Source organism: Aeromonas sanarellii (genome assembly GCF_000820085.1).
GTDB classification, from domain to species: Bacteria; Pseudomonadota; Gammaproteobacteria; order Enterobacterales; family Aeromonadaceae; genus Aeromonas; species Aeromonas sanarellii.
This window is the reverse complement of sequence record NZ_CDBN01000094.1, coordinates 32124-56024: the sequence shown is the minus strand read 5'-3', so window position 1 is coordinate 56024 and position 23901 is coordinate 32124. Positions and strand designations below refer to the sequence as shown.

Here is a 23901-nt window from a genome sequence, read left to right as displayed (position 1 = left end):
TCCCCGTCAGGCCCAGCGCTTGAAGATGAGGGAGGTGTTGATGCCACCAAAGGCGAAGTTGTTGGACATCAGGTACTCCACATCCAGCATCCGGCCACCGCTGCGGACATGGTCCAGGGGGGCGCAGGCCGGATCCGGTTCGTTCAGGTTGAGGGTCGGGGCGAACCAGCCCTCGGCCATCATCTCCAGGGAGAGCCAGGCCTCGATGGCGCCGCAGGCACCCAGGGTATGGCCGAAATAGCTCTTGAGGGAGGAGATGGGCGTCCTGTCGCCGAACAGGGCGGCGGTGGCATGACTCTCGGCGATATCGCCGCGCTCGGTGGCCGTGCCATGGGCGCTGATGTAACCGATGTCCTTGGGTTCGAGGCCGGCATCCGCCAGCGCCAGCGCCATGCAGAGCTGCATGGTCTCCTGCTGGGGCTGGGTCACATGGGCCGCGTCGCAGTTGGTGGCAAAGCCCACCAACTCGGCGATGATGTGGGCACCACGCGCCCTGGCGTGCTCCAGCTCCTCCAGGATCAGGGTCCCTGCCCCCTCGCCTATCACCAGGCCATCCCGGTCCCGGTCAAACGGCCTGGGACTGAGGGAAGGGGTGTCGTTCATCTGGCTGGTGGCGAACAGGGTATCGAATACCACGGCCTCGGACGGGCACAACTCTTCGGCCCCCCCGGCGACCATCACATCCTGATAGCCGTGCTTGATCGCCTCATAGGCGTAGCCTATGCCCTGGCTGCCCGAGGTACAGGCACTGGAGGTGGGAATGACCCTCCCCCGCAGACCGAAGAAGAGCCCGGTATTGACCGCCGCCGTGTGCGGCATCATCTGCACATAGGTGGTGGCCGTGATGCTGGCGGTGGTCTTGTCATTGAGCATGGCGCCAAAGGCGCTGATGGGGGCCGTGCTGCCGATGGAGGATCCATAGGCGATCCCGGTGCGCCCGCCGGTCAGCACCGGATGGTCGAGCAGCCCCGCCTGCGCCAGGGCCAGCTCGGTGGCCACGGTCGCCAGCTCAGAGACCCGCCCCATGGCCCGGGTCTTCTTGCGCGGATAGCGGGCCGGCAGCGCAAAGTCCGCGATGGGGGCCGCCAGCCGGGTATTCAAACCCTCATAGACTGCCCACTCCGGCATGGCGCGCACGGCGTTGTGCTCCTCCCTGAGGCGGGGCCCCACGCTCTGCCAGTCATTGCCAAAGGCGGTCACGCCGGCCATGCCGGTGACGACGACACGCTTCATGCTGCTACTCTCCATCCGTTCCCCTTCACCGGGTCAACCCGTCTCATGTCCCCCCTCATACCAGGCCTCCGTTGATCGAGATGACCTGGCGGGTGACGTAACCTGCGATGTCCGACATCAGATAGGAGACCAGCCCCGCCACTTCGTCGGCCTGCCCCATCCGCTTGAGGGGGATCATCTTCAGCGCTTCCGCCTCCACCTCGGCATTGACCATGCCGGTGTCGATGAGGCCGGGGGCCACGCAGTTCACCGTGATCCTGCGCTTGGCCAGCTCCAGGGCCAAGGCCTTGCTGGCCCCTATGATGCCCGCCTTGGCCGCGCTGTAGTTGACCTGGCCCCGGTTCCCCATGATGCCGGAGACCGAAGAGAGGGTGACGATGCGACCGCCCCGACGCAGCCCTATCATGGGCATGATGCAGGGTTTGAGCAGGTTGTAGAAGCCGTCAAGGTTGGTGTGCACCACCCCGTCCCACTCCTCGTCGGTCAGGGCCGGAAAGGCGCCGTCGCGGATGATGCCGGCGTTGCAGACCACCCCGTAGTAGGCGCCGTGGGCCTCGATATCGCCCTCCAGCCGGCTGCGGCACTGCTCCCTGTCCGAGATATCGAACTGGATGAGGCGCCCCTGCCCCCCAGCGGCCGTCAGCTCACTCAGGGTACCCTCGGCCCCTTCCCGATCGCTGTGATAGTGCACCACGACATGAAAGCCATCGGCGGCCAGCCTCAGGGCGATGGCACGGCCTATGCCCTTGCTGGCACCGGTCACCAGTACGGTGGAATTCATCCTCACTCCCTCTTCAAAAAAACAGACAATTCGACGGTTGCATGCAACCAACCCCGCCAGGATCGCATCTGTCCTGCTATCCAAGCAGGGTCGACAACGCTTCATCGCCCGGCAGATAGGTGCTGAGCCTGGCCTCGGCGCAGGGCAGATCCCCGCACAGGATCCGGCACTCGAAGCTCGCCATGCCGCCATCCTCCAGCAGGCATTCGGCCTCGATGACGATCCGCTCACCGGCCGCGAAGCTCGGCACCCGGCACTGGTACTGCCGGCTGCCGAGCAGCATGCCGATGCGCACCGGCTCCCCCCGCGCCCTGGCCCGCATCCCGGCCCAGGCGGCTATGGTCTGGGCCATCAGCTCAAGACCCACCCAGGCGGGCAGATTGCCCCGCTCGTCCAGCAACAGGCCGTGGCGCTCACCGATCCGGGTCTCGCAGCGCACTCTGGCTCCCTGGTAGTCCAGCAGCCGGTCCAGCAGCAGCATGGGGGCCTGGTGGGGCAGCAACTCGGCGATGGTGATCTCGTTCATGCTTCTTTCCCCTGATCAATCGGCACGGTACGCCCCAGCAGCAGGCTGGCGTTATTGCCGCCGAAGGCGAAGGAGTTGGACAGCACCCTGGCCACTGGTCTGCCACGGCCGGAAGCCACGCCGGCCTGCACCAGCGCGATGGGCGCCAGGGCGGGATCCCGCTCGCCCCCCTGATGAGGCAGGGCCAGTCCCTGCTCCATCAGCAGGCAGCAGAGCGCCGCCTCGATGGCGCCCGCCGCTCCCAGGGTGTGGCCGGTCAGCATCTTGGTGGAGCTGCAGGGCGCCGTCCCTTTTCCGCCAAACAGACGGGCCAGGGCCTGGCTCTCCATCTCGTCGTTGAGCCGGGTCGCGGTGCCGTGCAGGTTGATGTAGTCAAGGTCGGCGGCGCCGAGCCCGGCCTGGCGCAGCGCCATGGCCATCGCGGCTTCGGCCCCGATCCCCTCCGGATGAGGGGCCGAGATGTGCCAGGCATCGGAGGATTCACCGGCACCGAGCAGGGCCAGTTCGGCGTGCTCCCGGGTCAGCAGGAAGAGGGCGGCCCCCTCCCCGATGTTGATGCCCCGCCGCTCGCGGCCAAAGGGGCGACAGCGCTCTAGGCTCAGGGACTCCAGGCTGTCGAAGCCGTTGAGGGTCAGCCCGCACAGGCTGTCCGCCCCCCCGACGATGACCGCATCCGCCAGCCCGCTCATCAACAGCCGCTGACCGCTGATGAAGGCGCGGGCGCTGGATGAACAGGCGGTGGAGAGGGTATAGGCGGGGCCGGTGAGGCCCAGATGGCGGGCCAGAAACTCGCTCGGCGAGCCCAGCTCCTGCTGGCGGTAGTCAAACCCCGCCGGCAGCGGTTGGCCCGAGTGCATGGCCGCGACGGCAACCTCGGCCTCGGCGATCCCCGAGGTGCTGGTGCCGAGCACGATGGCGATGCGATCCGCGCCCAGCCGGCACTTGAGCCCGTCGAGGGCGGGCTGGATCTGGGCAAGGGCCGCCAGCAGCAGGCGGTTGTTGCGCGATTCATAGGCACAGAGCGCCGCCGGGATGGCGGGCAGTTCGGCGTGCACGCGGCCGACCGGGGTGAGCCGGCCATCGCTCAGTACGGCCCGTTCACCGTCGAGGGGGGTGATGTCGGCCTGTTGCCAGCGGGCCAGGGCCGCAGACACGGCCGCCTTGCCCTCCCCCAATGCGCAGATCAGGCCATAACCCTGGATATAACAGGGGGCAACGGGAGCCGCGCCTTTCACGTTCAGATTCATGGGGCCAGCCTCTCCATCTGCAACTGGTAATCGAAGGCGTGCTGGATGAGCCGCACCGGCTCGCGCTCCCCGGCGATCAAGCGGTAGTGGATCTCGCTCACCAGCCGGCCGTCGGGATCGGTCAGGCGCCGCACCATGCCGTCATCCTCGAGGCGCCAGCCTGCCGGCAACCTGGGCTGCCAGGCTGTGAGCGGCCAGTAGCTCAGCATCACGTCGGCGAGCACCTGGGTCACCGGCGGCAGGGCGGTACCGCCGAGCAGCGCGGCGAGCTGCTCGGTGTGAATGCTCTCGCCGTCATAGCTGAGCCGGAACAGGCGGATCCCGCTCGGGGTCAAGCCTGCCAGGGCGAGCCGGTGGCCGTCGGCCTCCAGCACGGTCAGCAGCTGATGATCTCCCCCCTTGCTGTGGGCACTCAGCAGTTGCTGGCGATAGAGGGGCTGGGCACGGACCGGTGCCGGCAGCAGCACACTGGTGCCCGGGGCCAGATAGGCGCGGTTCTCGGGCACGGGCTGGCTGGCGCAGGCGCCGAGCAAGAGGGCGAACAACAGGGGCAAGAGCTGCTTCATGATGAGTCCTGCAGGGCTGTGGTGAATGGTGGTCATCGCCGCTCCAGCACCAGTGGCGAGAGCAGAAACGCGATAAAGATGCCGCCGCTCAGCACCAGGCCGAAGCCCGCGATGGCCGAGGTATGGCTCAGAGCCAGCAGGCCGAACGACAGCTGGGTGGTCAGGTTGGCCAGCAGGATGGCGAACATGGTCGAGCGTTGGCGCAGGGGATCTTCGCCGCTGTAGGCGAAGAAGAGGCTGTAGTCGATGCCGATGCCGAAGATGAGGCTCATGGCCAGCACCCCGAACAGGGTGAGCGGCTGACCGCAGGCGGCCAGCAGGGCCAGGCCTGCCCCCAGCGAGAAGCCGCTGATCAGCAGGATCCGCAGGCTCTTGCGCCAGCCGAACCTCACCCACAGCAGCACGCCCACCAGGGCGATGGCCAGCAGCAACAGCTCGGTCAGCTTGACGCGGTAGTGGGCAAACAGCTGGCTCCACTGGCCACGCTGGTCCTGCCAGAAGACCCCCTCCTGCCCCTCGGCCAGGGCCGCCACGGCCGCCCCGTCCGTCACCCCGTAGACCGGCAGCCAGAGCGCGACCCGACCATCTGGCAAACCGTGCCAGAGCAGCCGGCTCCCCTCGCTGACGGGACTCCCGAGCCAGTGCGCCGGAGTCAGGGGATGCCAGGGGCGAGGCTCGGTCCTGGCCGGCACCCCGGCCCGGTTGAGCCGCGCCACCACCTCGGGCAGCAGACGGGTGAGGGCGGCGTGATCCGCCCGCTGCTGCGCCAGGGAGGGCAGCCACTGGGCCAGCGAGACGAAGCCCGCCAGCTGGCCCGCGGCCCTGGCCTCGGTCAGCTTCTGGCTCATGGCCTCGAGGCGCTGCAGGGCGGTCTCCCCATCTTTCGCCGTCACCAGGAAGCCGGTCATGCCCCCCTGCTGGCCGGTGAGCTGCTGGATCTGCCGCTCCTGGGCCTGCAACTCGGTGGGCAGGGGTTGCAGACGGGCGATGTCGTCGTCGACCTCCAGCCGGCTCAATCCCGCCCCGATCAGGGTCAGGCAGAGCAGCGGCACGCCCCGGCGCAAGGCGGGCCACTCGCGCCACCAGCTGAGCCAGAGCGCCATCGGCACCAGCACGCGCGCCTCCCGCCGGGGCAGGTCACCGAGCCAGAGCGGGAACAGGCAGAACACGGTAATGAACGAGGCCGTCAGCCCCACCAGGGCGCACAGCGCCATCTGCTGCAAGCCGGGGAAGGGGGCGAGCCAGAGCAGGCCATAACCCACCAGGGTCGCAAACAGTGCCATCGAGAGGCTGGGCAGCAGGCGGGCGCGGGTCTGGTGCGGGCTCTCCTGCTGGCCGTGCAGGCGCCGCTCGGTCAGGAAGTGGATGCCGTAATCTATGATGCCCACCAGGCTGGAGCTGATCACCAGGGTGAAGATGTGCACCTCGCCAAACCACAGCACCACGGCCAGTACCCCCCAGGCGAGGCCGATGGCGATGGGCAGCAGGGAGATCCAGAGCGCCCGGTACGAGCGAAACGCCAGCCACATCAGCAGCAGGACCCCGACCGTGGAGCCCAGCCCTATGGTGGAGATGTCTTGCTGGGCCAGCTCGCTGGCATGCTGGCTGTAGAAGAGGGTGCCGCGGCGCAGCAGCTCCAAGCCGGGATATTGGCTCTTGAGGCCCTGCTCCGCCGCGTCGAGGCGGCTTAGCAGCTCGGTATTGCGAGCGAGGTCGAAGGCCGACAGATCCAGCTCGGCCCGCAGCAGGAACCACTGCCTGCCGGCCCCATCCTCGCTCAGCAGCCAGCCATGGTCGAGACGCAGGGGGCTGGCAACCTGGCCCTGCACCCCGGCCCGGACCAGCAGCAGGGGGTCGGCCTGCCACTCGGCGCGGGAGACGCCGCCGAAGGGGCTGTAGATCTGGCCGAGCACCCACTGGCTCCAGGCCTCCGGCCCCGCCGCCAGCCTGGCCCGGCTGCCCTCGTCGAGGCGCTGCCAGGCATGGTCATAGAGAAACCCTTGCCAGACCGAGGCCAGTTCAGGCTGGGCACCGCGCACCGCACTGAGCTCGGGCAAGGCGTTCAGGGTCTTGGCCCACGCCTGCGCCGCGACGCGGCCATCCTGCCCCGCCGGCAGGCTCAGCATCCAGACCAGCTGCCTGTCGAGCTGGCGCAGCAGGCCCTCACGCAGGGCCGGATCCAGGGTGGCGCGCTCCTCGTGGGGCAACAGGTCCATCAGGCTGGTGTTGATCCGGCCCTGGGAGAGCTGCCAGCCGAGCAGCGCCAGGGCCAGCAGGCTGAGCAGCAGCCAGCAGCAGGAGAAGCGGCGCCAGGTCGGCTCGCTCCAGCCCCGGACAGAGGATGTGCGTTCGGCAGCAGATGCGGCGGGCTGTTCAGGGAGCAAAATGGGTCTGCTCCTCGGCAGATAGGGGCAGCGTCACCCTCTGCCAGTGAGAGAAGCGGATGCGGGTCTCGTCTCCCTGGCGATCGGCGATCACCAGCCGCTCCAGCTGCTTGCCGCCGCTCAGGGTCAGGCTGGCAAACACCTTGTCGAGCGGCGCCACCTGCGGCGTCAGCACCAGGCTCCAGCCCTGCTCGCCGGACTGGAAAGCGAGGGCGAAGTAGCGGGTCAGCGTCTGCTCGTCCGAACCGAACAGGGCCAGCATCATGCTGCTGAACTGGAGCAGCTGGGGATTGTCGATCACCTGGACAGGGCCCTGCCCCACCTGCTGGCTCATGCGCTTGGCGGTCAGGCTCAGGGCCAGCTCGAAGGGCTGCAGCTGATGCCACCAGAGCCCCTGACCCCGCACCAGCAGCAGCTCGCCACTGGATGTCAGGGGCCGGGCCAGCCCTTCCACCTGCTTCTCCTGCTCGAAGCGGGCTCGCTGGGCGGGCTCGGCACTCAGCAGCTCGCGGACCTCCGCCTGGGTCATGGGCAAGGCCCATGCGACCATCGGCATCATCAGCCACAGGCAGGCACAGATCCAGCCTCCCATTCCTCTGAGCCAGCGCCTCATTCGCTCACTCCCAGCTTGTCGAGCAGTACCCTTGGAGAGGCGAGACACATCTCGCCGCTCTCCTTGTTCACCGCCACCTGGATGCTGTAGCCCTTGCTGGTCCGAGTGCCCGTCTTCGCATCGAACAGTTGGTACTCGATCTTGAGGCGATTCTGGTATTCGCACAGCCGCGCCTCGACCCGCACCTTCTGACCGAAGCGCAGGGGGGCCATGTACTTGAGGCGCAAGTCTATGATGGGCCAGTGGTAGCCGGAGGCCTCCATCTGGGGATAGTTGTAATCGATAGTCTCCAGCAGGGCGCAGCGGGCCAGCTCGATGTAGCGCACATAGTGCCCATGCCAGGCCACCGCCATCATGTCCACGTCGTGGAAAGGGATCTCCACCTCTATGCTGTGGCTGATCATCCAGGGTTCAGTTGACATGTTTCAGCTCTCCATAAAGCGGATAATGACGCCCCTGCAGGCGGGCGATCAGGGCCCTGAGCTCCTGCTCCAGCGGCCTGTCCTCCACCAACACCGGGTGATCTTCTCGCACCGCCTGCACCATCTCCCGCAGGGGGTGGCTCAGTGCCTCCAGCCCAGAGTGCTGCAGGCCCAGGCGCAGCTCGACCCCCTGCACCGCCGCCAGCAGGCAGGCGGCCCCTACCTGCTCGGTCAGGGTCAGCACCCGCAACGCATCCCGCGCCGCTATGGTGCCCATGCTCACCTTGTCCTGGTTGTGGCACTCGGTGGAGCGGGAGAAGACGCTGGCGGGCATGGTCAGCTTGAGCGCCTCCGCAGTCCAGGCGGAGACCCCTATCTGCACCGCCTTGAAGCCGTGGTTGATCATGCGCCGCTCGCCGCTGGCGCCGGACAGATTGCTCGGCAGGCCGCCGTTGAACTTGACGTCCACCAGCTGGGCCAGCTGGCGGTCGAGCAGATCGGCGAGGTTCGCCACCGCCGTCTTCATGCTGTCCATGGCCATGGCGATGTGGCCGCCGTAGAAGTGACCGCCGTGCATCACGTGCTCGAAATCGCCATCGATGAGCGGGTTGTCGTTGGCGCTGTTGAGCTCGTTCTCGATGAGCTGGCGCCACCAGGGCAGGCTGTCGGCCACCACGCCGATGACGTGGGGCGCGCAGCGCAGGGAGTATCTGTCCTGCAGCCGGTCGCTGTGGCGCGGCAGCTCGCCGCTTCGCAGATCGGCCCGCAGCCAGGCGGCGATATTCTGCATGCCGGGGTGCGGCTTGGCCGCGAACAACCGCTCGTCGAAGTGGAAGGCGTTGCCCTCCATGGCGACGCTGACCAGGGCGGTGATCCGGGTCGCCAGCCGCATCAGGTACTCGGTACGGGCATAGGCGAGGCAGGCGAGCGCCGTCATCACCGAGGTGCCGTTCATCAAGGCCAGCCCCTCTTTCGGACGCAGCCGCAGCGGCATCACCCCCAGTTCGCCATAGACATCCGAGGTGCTGGCGAGCCGGTCGTCCCGATAGAGCTCACGCTCCCCCACCAGCACGGCGGCCACGTAGGAGAGCGGGGTGAGATCGCCGCTGGCCCCCACCGACCCCTCCTGCGGGATGCGCGGGATCAGATCCTGCTCCAGCAGCCAGCAGAGCCGCTCCAGCAGTGCCGGGCTGACGCCGGAGACCCCCTGGGCCAGGGAGCAGAGGCGGGTCGCCAGCACGGCACGTCCGGCCGCGACGCCGAGATCCTCCCCCAGGCCGCAGCCGTGGAAGCGGGTCAGGTGCAGGGGCAGCTCGGCCACCAGGGGGGGGGGCACGGCCCGGGTCACGGAGTCGCCGTAGCCCGTGGTCACCCCATAGATGACTCCCTCCTCCGCCAGCAGGCGATCGAGGAAGTCGGCGCCACGCTGGACGCGGGCCATAAAGGCGGGATCGGCGTTCAACGCCGGGCGGGCGCGGCGCTCAGCCAGGGCCACCACCTGCTCTATGGTGAGCCGTCCAGCCCCGAAGGTGACCTGGGGAGAGGGAGTATCACTGTTCATCATGGGTCAGCTGCCAAAAATCGAAGAAATTGAACCAGTCCAGCGGCGCGCGCAGGCAGTGGTGCTGCAAGCGGTCTGCATAGGCCTGTACCCAGTGGCGCAGGGCCGCCTCCCGTTCGGCGCGGGGCAACAGCAGCCGCTCGGCGAAGGGCTCGAAATGGACCCTAAAACGCCCCTGCTCCTTGAGGCCGAACATCAGATAGACGGGGCAGGCCAGGACGCTGGCCAGGGCGAAGGGCCCCATCGGGAAGGGGGCGGGCGCGCCGAGGAAGTCGGCCCAGACCACCCGCTTCTCCCGGGTCACCGAGGTACGGTCCCCGACGATCACCACCCACTCCCCCGCCTCTATCTTCTCCTTGAGCAGGATGGCGGTGTCGGCCCCCATCTCCTGCACCTGGATGAGATTGATGCCGGCATCCGGATTGACCTGCCTGAGCAGGGCGTTGAAGCGGGCCGCGTGGCGGGTGAACACCAGGGCATTGATGCGCACCTGGCCGTCCCGGGTGCCGAGCGCCCGGCACAGCTCCAGATCCCCGAGATGGGAACCGAGCAGCAGCAGGCCGCGCCCGCTGGCCAGGGCCGCCTCGTGGTGCTCTCGCCCCACCAGCTCGACCCGCTCCCGGGGGATGTCGCCGCGCCAGCCCGCCAGCTTGTCCAGCGCCGCCTCGCCAAAGCGCAGGAAGTGCCGGAAGCTCGTTCTCGGCCCGGGGGGCAGAGCCACCTGCTGGCTGGCCGCGAAGGCTTCCAGCCTCTTCAGATACTGCTCGGACGCCGCCCGCTGGCGGCGACCGGTCAGCCAGAAATAGCCGATGACGGGGTAGAGCAGCGCCTTGAAGCCCGTCCGGCCCAGCAGCCGATAGCTGGCCAGCATGATCTGCAGGCCCAGCAGCGAGCCCCGCTCCGGCGTGCGCGACCAGTGCCGCCTGCCCTGCTGCCAGAGCCGGACCGGCACGGCAGGCAGCTTGCGGACCCCATCCCAGAGCAGTCGGCACACCAATCGGGTGTGCATCCAGGAGATGTCCACGTTGTCCCGCCAGAGCCGAAAGTGCGAGCTGCCGTCTTCGGGATAGATGACCCGGGTCGGCACGAAGCGCATGGGCACCCCGCGCCAATGGAGGCGCACCATCACCTCGGTATCGAAATCCATGCGCCGACCGAGGCGCACCTCGTCCAGCAGGGCGCAGCTGGTTGCCAGGGGGTAGACCCGAAAGCCGCACATGCTGTCCTGTATGGTGAAGGAGAGGGTCTCTATCCAGACCCAGACATGGGTGATGTAGCGGCCATAGAGACGCCCCCTGGGCACGGAGTCATCGTAGAGGGGGCGTCCCGAGACCAGGGCATCCGGCTGGCGTTCGGCCTCCGCCAGCAGGCGCGGCACGTCCGCGAGGCAGTGCTGGCCATCCGCGTCTATCTGCACCCCGTGGCTGAAGCCCAGGGTCCGTGCGGCCATGAGCCCGGTGGCCACGGCGGCCCCCTTGCCGAGGTTGCGATCGTGACGCAACAGGGTCAGCCACGCCCCATGTTCCTCGGCCAGGGCATCCAGGGCGGCGGCAGCACCGGGCTCGCTACCGTCGTCGATCAGCAGGCAGGGCAATCCCAGGGGGTGCAGCTCGGCCAGCACCCCGGCCAGGGGGGCAGAGTGGTTGTAACAGGGGATGATGAGGCAGGGCTTCAGGGACATAGCCGCACCCGACCGCTGCTGGCATGCTCGTCCCCGAGCCGGTAACTGAACAGCAGCTGGCCCTTGTCGGCCTGCCAGCAGAGGTGCAACTCGCACTCCTGACCCGGGCGCAACGGCCTCTGGAATTTCAGCTGGTTCATGCCGGCGAAGCTCCCCACCAGGCCTGGCAACTGGCGGCCATAGTGCATGGCCCAGTGCACCTGCACCACACCGGGCAACAGGGGCGCGCCCGGGAAGTGGCCGCGAAACCAGGGCAGCTCGGGGTCGAGACGCAGGCGCAGCACCAGATCGCGCCCCTGCCAATGCTGCTCGAGCAGGGTGGGCAGCCCACTTATCTGCATGGCGCCTGCCCGCTGGCTGAGTGTTCCATCTGGCCCAAGGCGGGCTCTTTGGCATTGATGTCCATGGGTGCCTTATCGAATAATGCTCTCAACTGCCCCCAGGGGCGCTTCCCCTGGCTGTTGAGGGGCAGCTCGGGCAGCAGGCGCAGCCGGCGCGGCAGGGCGACCGGCTCAAGCCAGGGCCTAAGTTGCTCCCGCAGGGCGATGAGGAAACGACCTGGCCCCAGCGCCTGCCACTGGATCAGTCCCGCCTCGGTCAATACCAGCACGGCACCGAGCTGCTGCCTAGTCGCCACGTTCATAGGCAACACGGCCGCCTCCCGCACCCAGGGCAGTGCCCGCAGCCGCTCCTCCACCTCCTCGAGGGAGATGCGTTTCTCTTCGAGCTTGATCACCCTGTCCCCCCGCCCGATCAGATGAAAACCGGACTCGCACAGACGAATGCGATCGGCACAGAGCAGGGGGGCGCCATCCGGCAGGTAGGGGGATCTCAGCAGCAGCTGGTCGTCTTCTCCCAGCGCGATCGCTATGCCCGGCATGGGTTGCCAGGGGGTGTCGGCCTCCTGACTCTGGCGCCAGGCGATGCCGCCGGTCTCGCTGCTGCCAAACACCTCCACCGGCAGTTGGCCGAGGAGTTGCTCGCACCGGGACGCATCTGCCGGCGCCAGGGGGCCGCCGGAGGAGACGACGAGACGACAGCCCGTCGCCTTGAGTCCGGGGTCGAGCCGGCTGAGAAGCGCCGGAGAGGCGATCAATGCCCACAGGCCAGGCTGTGCGCTCAGTTGCTCGGGGTAGAGCGTCAGGGTACGGGCGAAGGGCACGCGCAGGATGAGCGGCAGCAGGATGCGAAACAGCAGGCCATAGATGTGTTGATGACTGACGCTCGCCAGCAGGCGGGCCCCCGCCAGCGGCTCGCCCCAGAGTCCGATCAACACCCTCAGCTCGGCATCCAGCTGGTGCCAGGTCTTGGGGATCGCCTTGGGCTGCCCCGTCGAGCCCGAGGTGAACAGGGTCAGTCGCAGGGAGACGGGGGCAGGCCAGCGTGCGGTCGACGGCGCCTCGGCCGCGGTGGACAGGGGCAGATGCAACCAGGGGACGGCACTCCCCTCCCCCAGGGTCTGGCTATCGGTCAGCACCCCATCGAACCCGGCACTGAGCTCGGCCAGGGCGGCCGGCCGCTGATGACCGGGCAGGATGGCCTCCCGTCCCGTCAGGGCGCAGGCGAGCAGGGCCTCTGCAAACAGCAGACTGTCCTCGAAGCAGAGCGCCCAGCGCTGGGCGGGCAGGCTCGCCAACCGGGTGGCCAGCCGTTCGGCCCCCAGACGGAGGGCACCGAAAACGGCATCCCCTTGCGGACCAAACGCCACTACCTCGTCGTCGGCTCGCGCCCAGATGGCGGCGAGCAGGTTCGCTGGCGCCATCATGCTGCGAAACACCGTTTGACTCGGCGACGCACCAGGTACTCCCCCGCCATCAGCAACCCCATCAGCAGATAGCTGACGAGGCCGTTATAGAGGCTCCAGAGGGCGAGATCCCCGTACCAGACGGTGGCGACAGCCAGGCCACCGTTGAGCACGAAGAAGCCGCACCAGACCTGGGTCACGGTACGGGTATAGCGCACCCCGGCCGGCGGCAAATCGGGTTCTTGCAGGCGCGCGAGGCGCTCCACCAGGCTCATGGGCTGGGTCAGGCTCCAGCCAAACAGACAGAGCAGTGCCAATGAGACGGCGATGGGGTAGTAGAGCAGCCAGTGCTGGGCCGAGAAGAGGGCGCTCAGGCTCGTCAGCAGCAGGCCGACGCAGGCCAGCAGGCGACCGAGCAGCAACCACTCGCGCCGCGGGGCTGACCTGGGCAGGAGGCGCAGGGCGAAGGTGACCATCAGGATCACGAGCAAGGCGGAGCCACCCCAATGGGTCAGCCCCCAATACACCGCCAGGGGATAGACCAGCAGCAGACCGCCCGCCAGCAGGGAGAGCAGGCGCATCATGGCAGCAGATCAGCCATGGTTCATCAGACGATCGACCGCCTCGACCACATCGGCCACGCTGCGCACCGACTTGAACTCTTCGGGCTTGATCTTCTTGCCGGTGAGTTTTTGCAGGTGCACCACCAGATCGATGGCATCTATGCTGTCGAGCTCCAGATCCTGGTAAAGCTGGGCATCCAGGGTCACGGCGTCTTCATCCACCTCGAACAGCTCGACCAGGGTCGCCTTCACCTTGGTAAAAATGTCGTCTCTATTCATCACGATATCTCCTCGATGGCGGGATCAGGCCTGGGACTGAACCAGGGCAGCCAGGGCCTCGACACTGGCGAAATGGCGACGGGTGTCCGCATCGTCGGCGGAGAGCACTATGCCGTAACGCCCCTTGATGGCCAGTCCCAGCTCCAGCGCATCGATGGAATCCAGACCCAGTCCGTCGCCAAACAAGGGAGCCTGGTCGTCGATGTCATCCGGGGTCAGCCCCTCCAGATTGAGGCTGTCGATGATGAGTTGCTTTATCTCTCGTTGCAGGTTTTGCATTGCGCTTCCATAGGCTGTCATGGGGTCCCGGGTTGCAGGACCTGGGTAAGAAATCGGGTTAGCTGGCGGGCGGCCAGGCCACTGCTCTGTTCGCCGTCGCCCCACCCGGTGGCCGCGATCTGTGGCAAAAACTCCAGGGTAAAGATCGGCTTGCGCTGCGGGACATGGAACCACTTGTCCTGCTTGGTGAGAAAGCGCTCGCTGCAGTGAATGCGCACGGGCTGCAGTGTCACTTGGCCGCGCAAGGCAAGCTGGGCGGCGCCCCGCTGCAACCGGATAGGCTCGCCCGGCGTAGTGCGGGTACCTTCCGGAAAGATCAGCAGCAAGCCACCGCGGCGTACCCGTTCGATGCACAGTGGCAACAGTTGTTCCGCTTCCCCGTTGGGAATGTAGTCGGCGGCACGCACCACGCCACCGAGGAAAACATTATGCCACAAAGCCCGCTTGACGATGCAGTCGCACACCGGCAGCTCGGCCGCCAGGATCACGTAGTCGAGCAGGCTGGGATGGTTGGCGACGATGAGGGCCCCCTGCAGGGCAGAGGGCATGCCGCTGACCCTGTAGTCCAGCACCCCCAACCTCTTGAGCATGCCCATAAACAGCCGGAAGCTCTGCTTGATGCTGGCCTGCGCCAGGATGCGACGCCGCTCCCCGCGCAGGCAGATGGCCAGCAACGGAAACCAGCACAGACTGAGCAGGAGCCCACCCAGACCGAACAGGGTAAAGCCGAGGGCGGTCCCCATCAGCCGCCAGAGCCGATTCAGCTGCGTCGCCATGACCACTCCCGGCGCCCATCGCTCAGCAGGCATGCGGGTTGTTGCAAAAGATGTGCGCGCCAGAATGCCAGGGGCTGGGCCAGCTCGGGGTTCCGCCCGGCTTCCCGTTGCCCCTCGCAGCGCCAGCGTTCGACTGCGTGTTCATCTTCGCCACGCCCCAGCACCAGCGCCACCGCATAAGGCGCCGTGGCAGGGAGCCAGGCTTGATGAAACGCCGGGATCTCCCCCTCGAACGCCACCAGCAGCACCCGTTCACCGCCGGCATGCAGGTTGGCGATCGCCTCGGTCAATCCGGCCATCAGGCCCCCTTCTCCTGCGGCAATGGAACTCATGGGCAGGGCCGCCTTGCCCTGGATGGAACAGAGCCCGGCCGCGGTGTTGTGCACCGACATGGAGAAATCCGTGGGGGAAAGCGGCTTGCCGGCCGCCAGGCCCTGTAGCAGCGCCATGGAACGCGCCAGCTCCCCATGACGACTGACGAAGATGGCGCTGTCGATGGGGTGGCGACCCAGCATATCCAGACCGAGTTGTACCGCGAGGCGGGCGCCCGCACTGAGGCGGCGCGCCATCATCATGGGGATCAGGGGGGTAAGGGGCAGCGCGGGAGTGACCTGGGGCCACTGTACCTCTCTGGCCCACTGTTGCCATTGACCGGCCTGCTCCAGTCCAGGAGAGAGCGCCTGCGCATCAAGGAGTGAAAATGAGAGCATGATAGCGGCGTTCTGTCCTTTTTTGGCGCGGGAATTCATTAGATATAATAAATGAGTTGTTCAATGTCGGCATAAAAATATGCGCAAACAATAACCAACTTGTTATCAGTATTAACTTTTTGGCATGGTAACATTATTTTTTAAAAAAGTAGATCCCCTCACATATCACTTATTGCATCAGACCATATTTTATTGAAAATATCATGACAATGATGTCTCATTGCCTGGCTTATTGCATTTAGCACCGGAGAATAATAATGAATTGGATCACAAAATCGGGGTTGGTACTCGGCGCATTCCTGCTCGTCGCCTGCTCCACCAGCAAGCCGATACAGAATCTTCCTGCCAACCAGGTGAATTTCAATTTGAGCGAAGAACAGGTTGGTAATGCCATCATCAACGGTGGCATCAGCAAGGGCTGGGTGATGAAAAAAGAACAGCCAGGTGTTATTCGCGGTCAATTGAACGTGCGCCAGCATCAGGCGGTGATCAATATTCCTTATACTGCTCGTGATTACTCTATCAATTATGTCAGCAGCATCAATCTGGATGACGATGGCAAAGGTGCCATCCACCGCAGTTATAATCGCTGGATCCTGGGGCTGAATCAGGCCATCCAGATCGAACTGTCCCGCGCCGGCACCCAATAACCAGAGACAGGACCGCCATTGAAACACTACCAGTGTGAGCAATACAACGCCCTCGATGCCATCAGCCAGGCTCAGCGCATCGCCTTCGCCCCCATGCTGTTTCAGGCGAGCTGGTGCCTGCGGGAAACCGGGGTGCTCGCCTATCTGGAGAGCCGAGGCAAGACGGGGGCCACCACGGCCGACATCGCCAGCCACTGCGGGCTCAGCGAATATGCGGTGGCGGTGCTGCTGGACATGGGGCTGGGTGGCGGTGTCTGTCATCTGGCCGGAGAGCACTATGTGCTCGGCAAGGTGGGCAAGTACCTGCTAAACGACCCCATGACCCGGGTCAACATGGACTTCACCCAGCACGTCTGTTACCAGCCGCTGGCCCAGCTGCTGGATGCCATTCGCGAGGGCAGGCCGGAGGGGCTCAAGGTGTTCAGCCCCGATTGGGAGACCATCTACCCCCATCTGGATGAGTTGCCTGAACCTGCCCGCGCCAGCTGGTTCTCCTTCGATCACTTCTACTCCGACTGGGCATTCCAGCAGGCGCAGGATCATGTGCTGAACTACGCGCCACGCTGCCTCTATGACGTCGGGGGCAACACGGGCAAGTGGGCTCTCTCCTGTGCGGCCAGGGATCCTGAGCTCAGCGTCACCATTCTGGATCTGCCGGAGCAGCTCGCCCTGGCCCGGCCCAGGATAGAGGCTGCGGGTCTGGCAGACCGGGTCCGTGGTCACGGGGTCAACATGCTGGAGGCCGAAGGCCACCTGCCCGGGGAGGCCGACATCTGGTGGATGAGCCAGTTCCTCGACTGTTTCAGCCACGAGCAGATCGTCACCATCCTCAAGCGCATTCGTCAGCACATGAAGCCGGGAGCCAGGGTCTGCATTCTGGAGCTCTTCTGGGACAGGCAGAGTTTCGAGGCCGCCAGTTTCTGTCTCAACGCCACCTCCCTCTACTTCACCGCCATCGCCAACGGCAACAGCCGCTTCTATCACTCCAAGCAGATGTACCAGTGCCTGCGTGATGCCGGCTTCCACGTGGAGGCCGAGCACGAGATCCCGGGCCCGGGTCATACCCTGCTGGTTGCCCAACCTCTGCCTGCGCGGCCATAATGGCCCATCGATAATGGATGGCATACATCAGGAAAGGAGCGACCCATGATGCGCAATGGCCGGATATGGCTGGTGCTCGGGCTGGCCCTGGGGGCGGTGACGACCGGCTGCACCCACATCAAGGAGGCGGGCAGAACCGTGGGCCATACCACCAGAGACGTGACCCGCGAGATTGGCCACACCACCCGGGATGTGGCCCGAGAGATAGGCCATGGTACCCGGGATACCGTCAAGAAAGTGGGTGACGAGATAAGCAAATGACAACAGGGGCCCAGGCCCCTGTTGCGTTATCTGTGATTCGGAATCACCACATGGCCATCAGCCGGAACTCCATGGTCTCTTCCTGTCCGTCCGGCAGCGTGGCGAAGAAGTCGAGCCCGGTCTGCTCCTCCACCGCATCCACCGTCACCCTGCAGTCCGCCAGCCGGCTGGCCGACACCTTCTGCTGGGACAGGCCCGGCCCATCGCTGTCATGGGCATGCCTGCCCCGGCAACAGAGGACTGCTTCTTACGTCGGGAGAGGTGTGGGGGTGGCATCGTCGACGCCGGGAAATAGTGCGTGCTTGTTTGTTCAAGATCAAAGGGGTCAATCAGAACGACTCTAGAATCAGCCCGTTATTTATTTGGAACGGCATGAAAGGCGATTCACCACCACGGGCAGGCGTTATTAATTCATCGACATACTTCCCATGAATTAATACGCCACCTTGCCAGATGAAATATTTGAGCCCATTCATTTCACGCCAAAAATGCAACATAACAACCAGCCTTCCATAACAAATAACCGGGTCTGATCCTTGGTACCCCGTATTCAGACAATGCCATTGATGATGCCTTCTTGTGTGAAGGCAAGAAATGGCCGTGCTTTTCAATCAAGATAAGGATGCATGATGAGAAAGTCCCTGTTGGCCACCGCCCTGCTGCTCTGCCCCGCCGCCTTCGCCGCCACGACGCACTGGGGATACAGCGGTGAAGCCGGTCCGGCGAAATGGGCCAGCCTGACCCCGGAATATGGCCAGTGTGCGGGCAGCAACCAGTCGCCGGTCAACCTCGCAGGCCTGGTGGAGGCCGAACTGGCGCCCCTGCAGTTCCACTACCGGACGGGTGGCAAGACGCTGGTCAACAACGGCCACACGGTGCAGGTCAACTATGCCCCCGGGAGCGCCCTGGAACTCGACGGCATGCGCTTCGAGCTCAAGCAGTTCCACTTCCACGCCCCCAGCGAAAACCTCATCGAGGGCAGGTCCTACCCCCTGGAGGGTCACCTGGTCCACGCCAACGCCAAGGGGGAGCTGGCGGTGGTCGCCGTGATGTTCGAACCGGGCTGGGCCAATGCCGCCCTGAGCCAGGCCTGGCAGGCGCTGCCAGCCAAGGCGGGGGAGAGTCACGAGCTCAAGGAAGGGGTCTCGGCAGAGGCACTGCTGCCCGCCCAGCACGACTACTACCGCTTCAGCGGGTCGCTGACCACCCCGCCCTGCTCGGAAGGGGTGCGCTGGCTGGTGATGAAGGAGCCGGTGCAGGTGAGTCAGGCGCAGATCGACGCCTTCAAGGCGGTGATGCACCATCCCAACAACAGACCCGTCCAGCCCCTCAACGGGCGACTGGTGCTGCAATAAGGTTGTATGTCACCGATTTGCGCAATAAAAAGAGGGCCTATCGGCCCTCTTTTGCATCTTCCGCAAAGGTGTTTACAAGCTGGCAGCGATGCGTGCCCCCAGCGCGGCGTTGTTCAACACCAGCTGGATGTTGGAGGCCAGGGAGTTGCCACCGGTCAGCTCGCAGACGCGGGCCAGCAGGAAGGGGGTGGAGGCCTTGCCCTTGACCCCCTGCTCGTCCGCTTCCCGCAGCGCCTGCTCGATGGCCGCGTCTATGTCCGCCTTCGGCATCGCAAACTGGGCCGGGATGGGGTTCGCCACCACGGCGCCGCCCGCCAGCCCCAGCTCCCACTTCAGGCGCAGCGCCTCGGCGATCGCCGCCGGGGTGTCGAGGCGGTAATCCACCTTGAAGCCGCTCTCCCGGGTGTAGAAGGCGGGCAGCTCCTCGGTCTGGTAGCCGATGACCGGCACCCCCTGGGTCTCCAGGTACTCCAGGGTCAGGCCGATGTCGAGGATGGACTTGGCGCCGGCGCAGACCACGGCCACCGGGGTCTGGGCAAACTCCTGCAAGTCGGCGGAGATGTCGAAGCTCTCCTGGGCGCCGCGATGCACGCCGCCGATGCCGCCGGTGGCGAACACACGGATCCCCGCCATGGCGGCCACTATCATGGTGGAGGCCACCGTGGTCGCCCCCATCCCCTTGTTCGCCAGCACGAAGGGGATGTCACGGCGGCTGCACTTGATGGCGGCGTGGCCGGCCTTGCCCAGCGCCTCCAGGGCTCCCGCATCCAGGCCCACCTTGAGGCGGCCATCGATGATGGCGATGGTGGCCGGCACGGCGCCGTTGTCGCGCACCACCTGCTCCACCTGGCGCGCCGTCTCCACGTTCTGCGGATAGGGCATGCCGTGGGAGATGATGGTGGACTCCAGGGCCACCACCGGCTTGCCGGCGGCCAGCGCGGCGGCAACTTCAGGTTGGATATCGAGGTAAGCGTTCAACATGGGTACTCCTCCAGCATGCGTTCAACGGCGGCCTTGGATAGGCCGGAAAAGACGGTATCGGAACAATTGACGGTGAGGGCGGCGCAACCGAGGGCGAACCGGGTCGTCTCGACAATGTCCTGCTCCTGCAACCAGGCGTGGGCCAGCCCTGCCATGAAGGCATCGCCGCCGCCGGTCACGTTGACGACAGGGCTGCCGAGCACGGGCAGATGGCCCTGGCACGCCCCGTCGCTGTAGAAGATCCCCTGATCCCCGAGACTCAGGAAGAGCCGCTGCACCCCGGCGCGGTGGAACCAGGCCGCCGCCATGGGCCAGGTGTCGGGCCCGCCGATGGTGAAGCCGCACAGCTGCTCCGCCTCGGTACGATTGGGTTTGAGGGTGTGGATGCGGTGCAGCCAGGGGCGGATCTTCTCCACCTTGGCGACCGACACGGTGTCCACGAAGATGATGTGCTCCCCCTGGCGCTCGAACAGCCAGTCCAGGGTGTGAGTGGCGAGGTTGGTGTCGAGCACCCAGAGCCGGGCCGCGCCGAGGAAGCCGCTCAGGGGGGCAAGCCGGGCCGGGGTGAGCTGCTCGATGATCCCCATGTCGTTGACGGCGCAGCTCATCTCGCCGCTGCCGTCGTGCAGGCTGAGGTAGCAGGAGGTCGCCTGCCCCTCCAGCACCAGCACCTGGCGCACATCGACGCCGGCGCGCTGGCTCACCTCCAGCAGGTGATGGCCGTACTGATCGTTGCCCACCGCGGTCAGCAGCCGGGTGTCGGTGCCGAGCCGCGCCAGGTTCTCGGCGATGTTGCGCCCCACCCCGCCGGCCGAGGTACGCACCTTGCCGGGGTTGGAATCCCCGATGCGCAGGTTGTCGTGGCTGCAACCGCAGATATCCATGTTGGCGCCGCCGATCACCACGGCATAGGGGCCTTCGCGCAGCACGTAGCCGCGCCCCTGCACATAGCCCTGACGCATCAGGCTGGAGATGTGGCTCGCCAGCGCCGAGCGGCTGATACCGAGCCTGTCCGCCAGCTCCTGCTGGGCAATCATGGGGTCCTGGCGCAGCAGGGCGAGGATCTCTTGCTCACGTTCCGTCATAGACAAACATCCAGTTACAAACGTTTGTCCATTATTTCCAAAAAACGTTTTCCCGCCATCCTCTCGTGCAAGAAATGTCGGGTCAGCCACAAAAAAATCACCGGGCAAGCCCGGTGATAGAAAAACGGTTTTCAGATGGTGCCACTCACCCCAGCTGTACCCAGACCTCGCTCCCCTCCAGCCGCACCGGCCAGCAGGCGACGCTCAGGGCCGGATCGTCCAGACAGCGACCGTCCATCAGGGCGTAGCGCTGCTTGTAGAGCGGCGAGGCGACCACGGGCTCCCCACCGGCATCCCCCACCAGGCCACGCCCCAGCACGGCGACGCCGGCCAGGGGGTCCACCCCGTCCAGGGCATAGACATGCTCCCCGAGGCGAAACAGTGCCAGCACCCGCCCCTCCAGCCAGGCGCTGCGCCCGGCCTGCTCCGGCAGCGCCGCCAGCTCGCATACCCGATGCCAGGCCCCGGTCGCTGACTGCAAGGTCTCTTCTTTTATGTCCCTCATACCACCTCCTTGATAGCGATATCCGGCACCCATTGCCCCCGCTCCTCACGGCGCGGCGGCGTCTCGTCCTCGGGCCGGTTGACGAAGGCCTCGAACAGCTTGAGCTTGTCCGGATCCGCCAATGTGCTCTTCCACTCGCACTGCCAGGTGCCGACGATCCCCTCCATCATGGCCTCCAGCTCGGCGCCGATGCCGAGCCTGTCCTCGATGATCACCGACTTTAGGTAGTCGAGCCCCCCTTCCATGTTCTCCATCCAGACCGAGGTACGTTGCAGCCTGTCCCCGGTGCGCACATAGAACATCAGCAGCCGATCGATGTAGCGGATCAGGGTCTGCTCGTCGAGATCCGTGGCGAACAGGTCGGCGTGGCGCGGCCGCATGCCGCCGTTGCCACACACATAGAGGTTCCAGCCCCGCTCGGTGGCGATGACGCCGATGTCCTTGCTCTGGGCCTCGGCGCACTCCCGGGTGCAGCCGGAGACCGCAAACTTCAGCTTGTGAGGGGCCCGCAGCCCCTTGTAGCGATGCTCCAGGGTCTGGGTCAGGGTCATGGAGTCCTGCACCCCGTAGCGACACCAGGTGGAGCCCACGCAGGACTTCACGGTGCGCACCGACTTGCCGTAGGCCTGACCGGTCTCAAAGCCCGCTGCCACCAACTCGCCCCAGATGGCGGGCAGCTGGTCGACCCGGGCGCCGAAGAGATCGATGCGCTGGCCGCCGGTGATCTTGGTGTAGAGGCCGTACTTGCGCGCCACTTCGCCGATGGTGATGAGCCCCTCCGGGGTGATCTCCCCCCCCGGGATGCGCGGCACCACCGAATAGGTGCCGTCCTTTTGCAGGTTCGCAAGGAAGGCGTCGTTGGTATCCTGCAACGCGCGGTGGGGCTTCTCCAGCACGTGCTCGTTCCAGAGGGACGCCAGGATGGAGGCCACCGTCGGCTTGCAGATGTCGCACCCCAGCCCCTGGCCGTGCTTGTCCCGCAGCGCCTCGAAGCTCTTCAGCTCGCCCACCCGGGCCAGGTGGTAGAGCTCCTGACGGCCGTAGGCGAAGTGCTCGCACAGCCCCTTGTCCGCCTCGACGCCTAGGTCCGCCAGGGTCTGATCCACCACCTGCTTGAGCAGGTTGCTGCAACCGCCGCAGCCCGTGCCCGCTTTGGTGCAGCTCTTCACCGCCGCCAGCTCGTGATTGCCCGCCCGCACGGCGGCCACCACGTCCCCCTTGCTGACGTTGTGGCAGGAGCAGAGGATGGCGCTATCCGGCAGCACCAGGGGCGCGGGGGCGGCCCCGACCTCCCCCACCAGCAGGGAGAGCGGCGGCTGGGGCAGCGCCACCCCGTTCTGGTAGTACTGCAGCAGCCGCTCATAATCGGCCCCGTCCCCCACCAGGATGGCGCCGAGCAGGCGATTGCCCTCGCCGTCGGTCACCAGCTTCTTGTAGATGCCCTTGACCCTGTCCAGCAGCAGCAGCTCCTGGGCGCCGGCGGTGGCGGCGTGGGCGTCGCCGATGGAGCCCACGTCCACCCCCATCAGCTTGAGCTTGGTGGACATGTCGGCCCCCGTGAAGCGGCTCTCGCCGCCGCACAGGCTGGCCACGGCGGCCCGGGCCATCTGGTAGCCGGGGGCCACCAGGCCGAAGATGCGCCCCTGCCAGAGCGCGCACTCGCCGATGGCGAGAATGGCGGGATCCGAGCTGTGGCAGCCGTCGTCGATGCAGATGCCGCCGCGCTCCCCGACGTCCAGCCCGGATTGGCGGGCCAGGGTGTCGGCGGGGCGGATCCCCGCGGAGAACAGCAGGACGTCGGTCTCAATGTGAGTGCCGTCCTTGAAGCGCAGGCGGTGGCGTGCCTGCTCCCCCTGCTCGATGCACTCGGTGGCCTTCTCCACCAGCACCTCGACCCCGAGCGCCTGGATCTTGTCCCGCAGCACGGCGCCGCCGCTCTCGTCGAGCTGCACCGGCATCAGCCTGGGGGCGAACTCCACCACCTGGGTCTTGAGGCCGAGCAGGCGCAGGGCATTGGCCGCCTCCAGCCCGAGCAGACCGCCGCCGATGACCACGCCGCTGCGGGCCTGAGCGCAGGCATCGCGGATGGCGGCGAGATCCCCCAGGGTGCGATAGACGAAGCAGCCCTCCCGCTGATGGCCGGGAATGGGGGGTACGAAGGGCACGGAACCGGTCGCCAGCACCAGGCGGTCGTAAGGGAACTGCTCGCCGTTGGCGAGGGTCAGGGTGCGGGCGGCCCGGTCTAGCACCTCCACCTCGGCCCCCAGTCGCAGCGTTATGCCGCTCTCTTCATACCAGGCGGGATCCGCCATGCGCAGGGCCTGGGGCGCCTTGCCGCCAAACACCTCGGACAGGTGCACCCTGTCGTAGGCGGCGTCCGGCTCGGCGCCTAACACCGTCACCTCGAACCGGTCGAGACCACCAGCCGCCACCAGCTGCTCGACGAAGTGGTGACCCACCATGCCGTTGCCCACCACCAGCAGCCGCTGCTTTTCGGTCTTGTCGGCGGAACCGCTGTTCTGGCGACCGAGCAGGTCCATGCCGTCCCCTGTCACCCACTGTATCTCTTTGTCAGTCATGTCTCTCTTCCTTGAATCC

Annotated in this window: 26 protein-coding genes; 4 read left to right on the top strand and 22 right to left on the bottom strand. The window is 66.2% G+C overall.

The annotated features are described in order from the left end of the window. Positions 1–6 precede the first annotated feature (6 nt). The 17 genes from BN1132_RS17860 to BN1132_RS17780 form a co-directional block, all read right to left on the bottom strand. Positions 7–1233, bottom strand: coding sequence for a beta-ketoacyl-ACP synthase (locus tag BN1132_RS17860; RefSeq protein ID WP_042079163.1), 1227 nt, complete (start codon positions 1231–1233; stop codon positions 7–9). Positions 1234–1288: 55 nt separating this feature from the next. Beyond that, positions 1289–2014 carry a 3-ketoacyl-ACP reductase FabG2 gene (locus tag BN1132_RS17855; RefSeq protein WP_042079162.1) on the bottom strand — a complete coding sequence of 242 codons (726 nt, stop codon included), beginning with the start codon at positions 2012–2014 and terminating at the stop codon, positions 1289–1291. Between the two features lie 76 nt (positions 2015–2090). Then, positions 2091–2540: a hotdog family protein gene (locus BN1132_RS17850; protein WP_042079161.1), complete on the bottom strand. Its 450-nt coding sequence runs from the start codon at positions 2538–2540 to the stop codon at positions 2091–2093. After that, complete coding sequence (locus BN1132_RS17845) at positions 2537–3787, bottom strand: beta-ketoacyl-[acyl-carrier-protein] synthase family protein (RefSeq protein ID WP_042079160.1); 1251 nt, start codon at positions 3785–3787, stop codon at positions 2537–2539. Before BN1132_RS17845 ends, BN1132_RS17850 begins: the two co-directional genes overlap by 4 nt. Further along, positions 3784–4353, bottom strand: coding sequence for a DUF3261 domain-containing protein (locus BN1132_RS17840; protein ID WP_042079194.1), 570 nt, complete (start codon positions 4351–4353; stop codon positions 3784–3786). The genes BN1132_RS17845 and BN1132_RS17840 overlap by 4 nt, the downstream gene beginning before the upstream one ends. 32 nt (positions 4354–4385) lie before the next feature. Next, complete coding sequence (locus BN1132_RS17835) at positions 4386–6737, bottom strand: MMPL family transporter (RefSeq protein ID WP_052447049.1); 2352 nt, start codon at positions 6735–6737, stop codon at positions 4386–4388. Beyond that, positions 6727–7287, bottom strand: coding sequence for an outer membrane lipoprotein carrier protein LolA (locus BN1132_RS17830; RefSeq protein WP_244462968.1), 561 nt, complete (start codon positions 7285–7287; stop codon positions 6727–6729). The genes BN1132_RS17835 and BN1132_RS17830 overlap by 11 nt, the downstream gene beginning before the upstream one ends. A 59-nt stretch (positions 7288–7346) precedes the next feature. Further along, positions 7347–7772: an acyl-CoA thioesterase gene (locus BN1132_RS17825; RefSeq protein ID WP_042079158.1), complete on the bottom strand. Its 426-nt coding sequence runs from the start codon at positions 7770–7772 to the stop codon at positions 7347–7349. Further along, a complete protein-coding gene (locus BN1132_RS17820; RefSeq protein ID WP_042079192.1) occupies positions 7762–9333 on the bottom strand; it encodes an HAL/PAL/TAL family ammonia-lyase in 1572 nt (523 codons plus the stop codon). Before BN1132_RS17820 ends, BN1132_RS17825 begins: the two co-directional genes overlap by 11 nt. After that, entirely contained in the window at positions 9323–11008 is a 1686-nt protein-coding gene (locus tag BN1132_RS17815) for a glycosyltransferase family 2 protein (protein WP_042079191.1), read from the bottom strand. The genes BN1132_RS17820 and BN1132_RS17815 overlap by 11 nt, the downstream gene beginning before the upstream one ends. Next, positions 11005–11355, bottom strand: a complete 351-nt coding sequence (locus BN1132_RS17810) for a 3-hydroxyacyl-ACP dehydratase FabZ family protein (protein ID WP_042079157.1) — start codon at positions 11353–11355, stop codon at positions 11005–11007. The genes BN1132_RS17815 and BN1132_RS17810 overlap by 4 nt, the downstream gene beginning before the upstream one ends. Continuing rightward, a complete protein-coding gene (locus tag BN1132_RS17805; protein ID WP_244462967.1) occupies positions 11346–12779 on the bottom strand; it encodes an AMP-binding protein in 1434 nt (477 codons plus the stop codon). Before BN1132_RS17805 ends, BN1132_RS17810 begins: the two co-directional genes overlap by 10 nt. After that, positions 12776–13342, bottom strand: coding sequence for a COG4648 family protein (locus tag BN1132_RS17800; RefSeq protein ID WP_042079156.1), 567 nt, complete (start codon positions 13340–13342; stop codon positions 12776–12778). The genes BN1132_RS17805 and BN1132_RS17800 overlap by 4 nt, the downstream gene beginning before the upstream one ends. A 9-nt stretch (positions 13343–13351) precedes the next feature. Then, positions 13352–13600 (bottom strand): acyl carrier protein, encoded by a 249-nt coding sequence (locus BN1132_RS17795; RefSeq protein WP_042079155.1) that lies wholly within the window; start codon positions 13598–13600, stop codon positions 13352–13354. Between the two features lie 24 nt (positions 13601–13624). Continuing rightward, positions 13625–13879: a phosphopantetheine-binding protein gene (locus tag BN1132_RS17790; protein ID WP_042079154.1), complete on the bottom strand. Its 255-nt coding sequence runs from the start codon at positions 13877–13879 to the stop codon at positions 13625–13627. A 17-nt stretch (positions 13880–13896) separates the two neighbouring features. Beyond that, positions 13897–14655 (bottom strand): lysophospholipid acyltransferase family protein, encoded by a 759-nt coding sequence (locus BN1132_RS17785; protein ID WP_042079153.1) that lies wholly within the window; start codon positions 14653–14655, stop codon positions 13897–13899. After that, positions 14640–15365 carry a beta-ketoacyl synthase chain length factor gene (locus tag BN1132_RS17780; protein WP_042079189.1) on the bottom strand — a complete coding sequence of 242 codons (726 nt, stop codon included), beginning with the start codon at positions 15363–15365 and terminating at the stop codon, positions 14640–14642. Before BN1132_RS17780 ends, BN1132_RS17785 begins: the two co-directional genes overlap by 16 nt. A 257-nt stretch (positions 15366–15622) precedes the next feature. On the opposite strand from BN1132_RS17780, the gene BN1132_RS17775 reads away from it, so the two are divergent. From BN1132_RS17775 to BN1132_RS17765, 3 genes are read left to right on the top strand one after another with little or no spacing between them, the layout of a single operon-like run. Further along, positions 15623–16015, top strand: coding sequence for a hypothetical protein (locus tag BN1132_RS17775; RefSeq protein WP_042079152.1), 393 nt, complete (start codon positions 15623–15625; stop codon positions 16013–16015). Positions 16016–16033: 18 nt separating this feature from the next. Next, complete coding sequence (locus tag BN1132_RS17770) at positions 16034–17116, top strand: methyltransferase (RefSeq protein WP_042079151.1); 1083 nt, start codon at positions 16034–16036, stop codon at positions 17114–17116. Positions 17117–17161: 45 nt separating this feature from the next. Beyond that, a complete protein-coding gene (locus BN1132_RS17765; protein ID WP_042079149.1) occupies positions 17162–17377 on the top strand; it encodes a hypothetical protein in 216 nt (71 codons plus the stop codon). Positions 17378–17420: 43 nt separating this feature from the next. Here the strand turns inward: BN1132_RS17765 and BN1132_RS19810 are convergent, their stop codons facing one another. Next, the gene (locus BN1132_RS19810; RefSeq protein WP_244462966.1) at positions 17421–17555 is read right to left on the bottom strand and encodes a DNA/RNA non-specific endonuclease; all 135 of its coding nucleotides are present in this window, start codon (positions 17553–17555) and stop codon (positions 17421–17423) included. A 451-nt stretch (positions 17556–18006) separates the two neighbouring features. On the opposite strand from BN1132_RS19810, the gene BN1132_RS17760 reads away from it, so the two are divergent. Then, positions 18007–18732 (top strand): carbonic anhydrase, encoded by a 726-nt coding sequence (locus BN1132_RS17760; RefSeq protein WP_042079148.1) that lies wholly within the window; start codon positions 18007–18009, stop codon positions 18730–18732. 72 nt (positions 18733–18804) lie between these two features. Here the strand turns inward: BN1132_RS17760 and BN1132_RS17755 are convergent, their stop codons facing one another. The 4 genes from BN1132_RS17755 to nirB all read right to left on the bottom strand — a co-directional run bounded on the left by BN1132_RS17755 (position 18805) and on the right by nirB (position 23882). Next, complete coding sequence (locus tag BN1132_RS17755; protein ID WP_042079147.1) at positions 18805–19713, bottom strand: pseudouridine-5'-phosphate glycosidase; 909 nt, start codon at positions 19711–19713, stop codon at positions 18805–18807. After that, positions 19707–20798: a PfkB family carbohydrate kinase gene (locus tag BN1132_RS17750; protein WP_042079146.1), complete on the bottom strand. Its 1092-nt coding sequence runs from the start codon at positions 20796–20798 to the stop codon at positions 19707–19709. The genes BN1132_RS17755 and BN1132_RS17750 overlap by 7 nt, the downstream gene beginning before the upstream one ends. Positions 20799–20943: 145 nt before the next feature. Next, the gene (gene nirD / locus BN1132_RS17745) at positions 20944–21303 is read right to left on the bottom strand and encodes a nitrite reductase small subunit NirD (protein ID WP_042079145.1); all 360 of its coding nucleotides are present in this window, start codon (positions 21301–21303) and stop codon (positions 20944–20946) included. Beyond that, positions 21300–23882 (bottom strand): nitrite reductase large subunit NirB, encoded by a 2583-nt coding sequence (gene nirB, locus BN1132_RS17740; RefSeq protein WP_084203093.1) that lies wholly within the window; start codon positions 23880–23882, stop codon positions 21300–21302. Before nirB ends, nirD begins: the two co-directional genes overlap by 4 nt. Positions 23883–23901 lie beyond the last annotated feature (19 nt).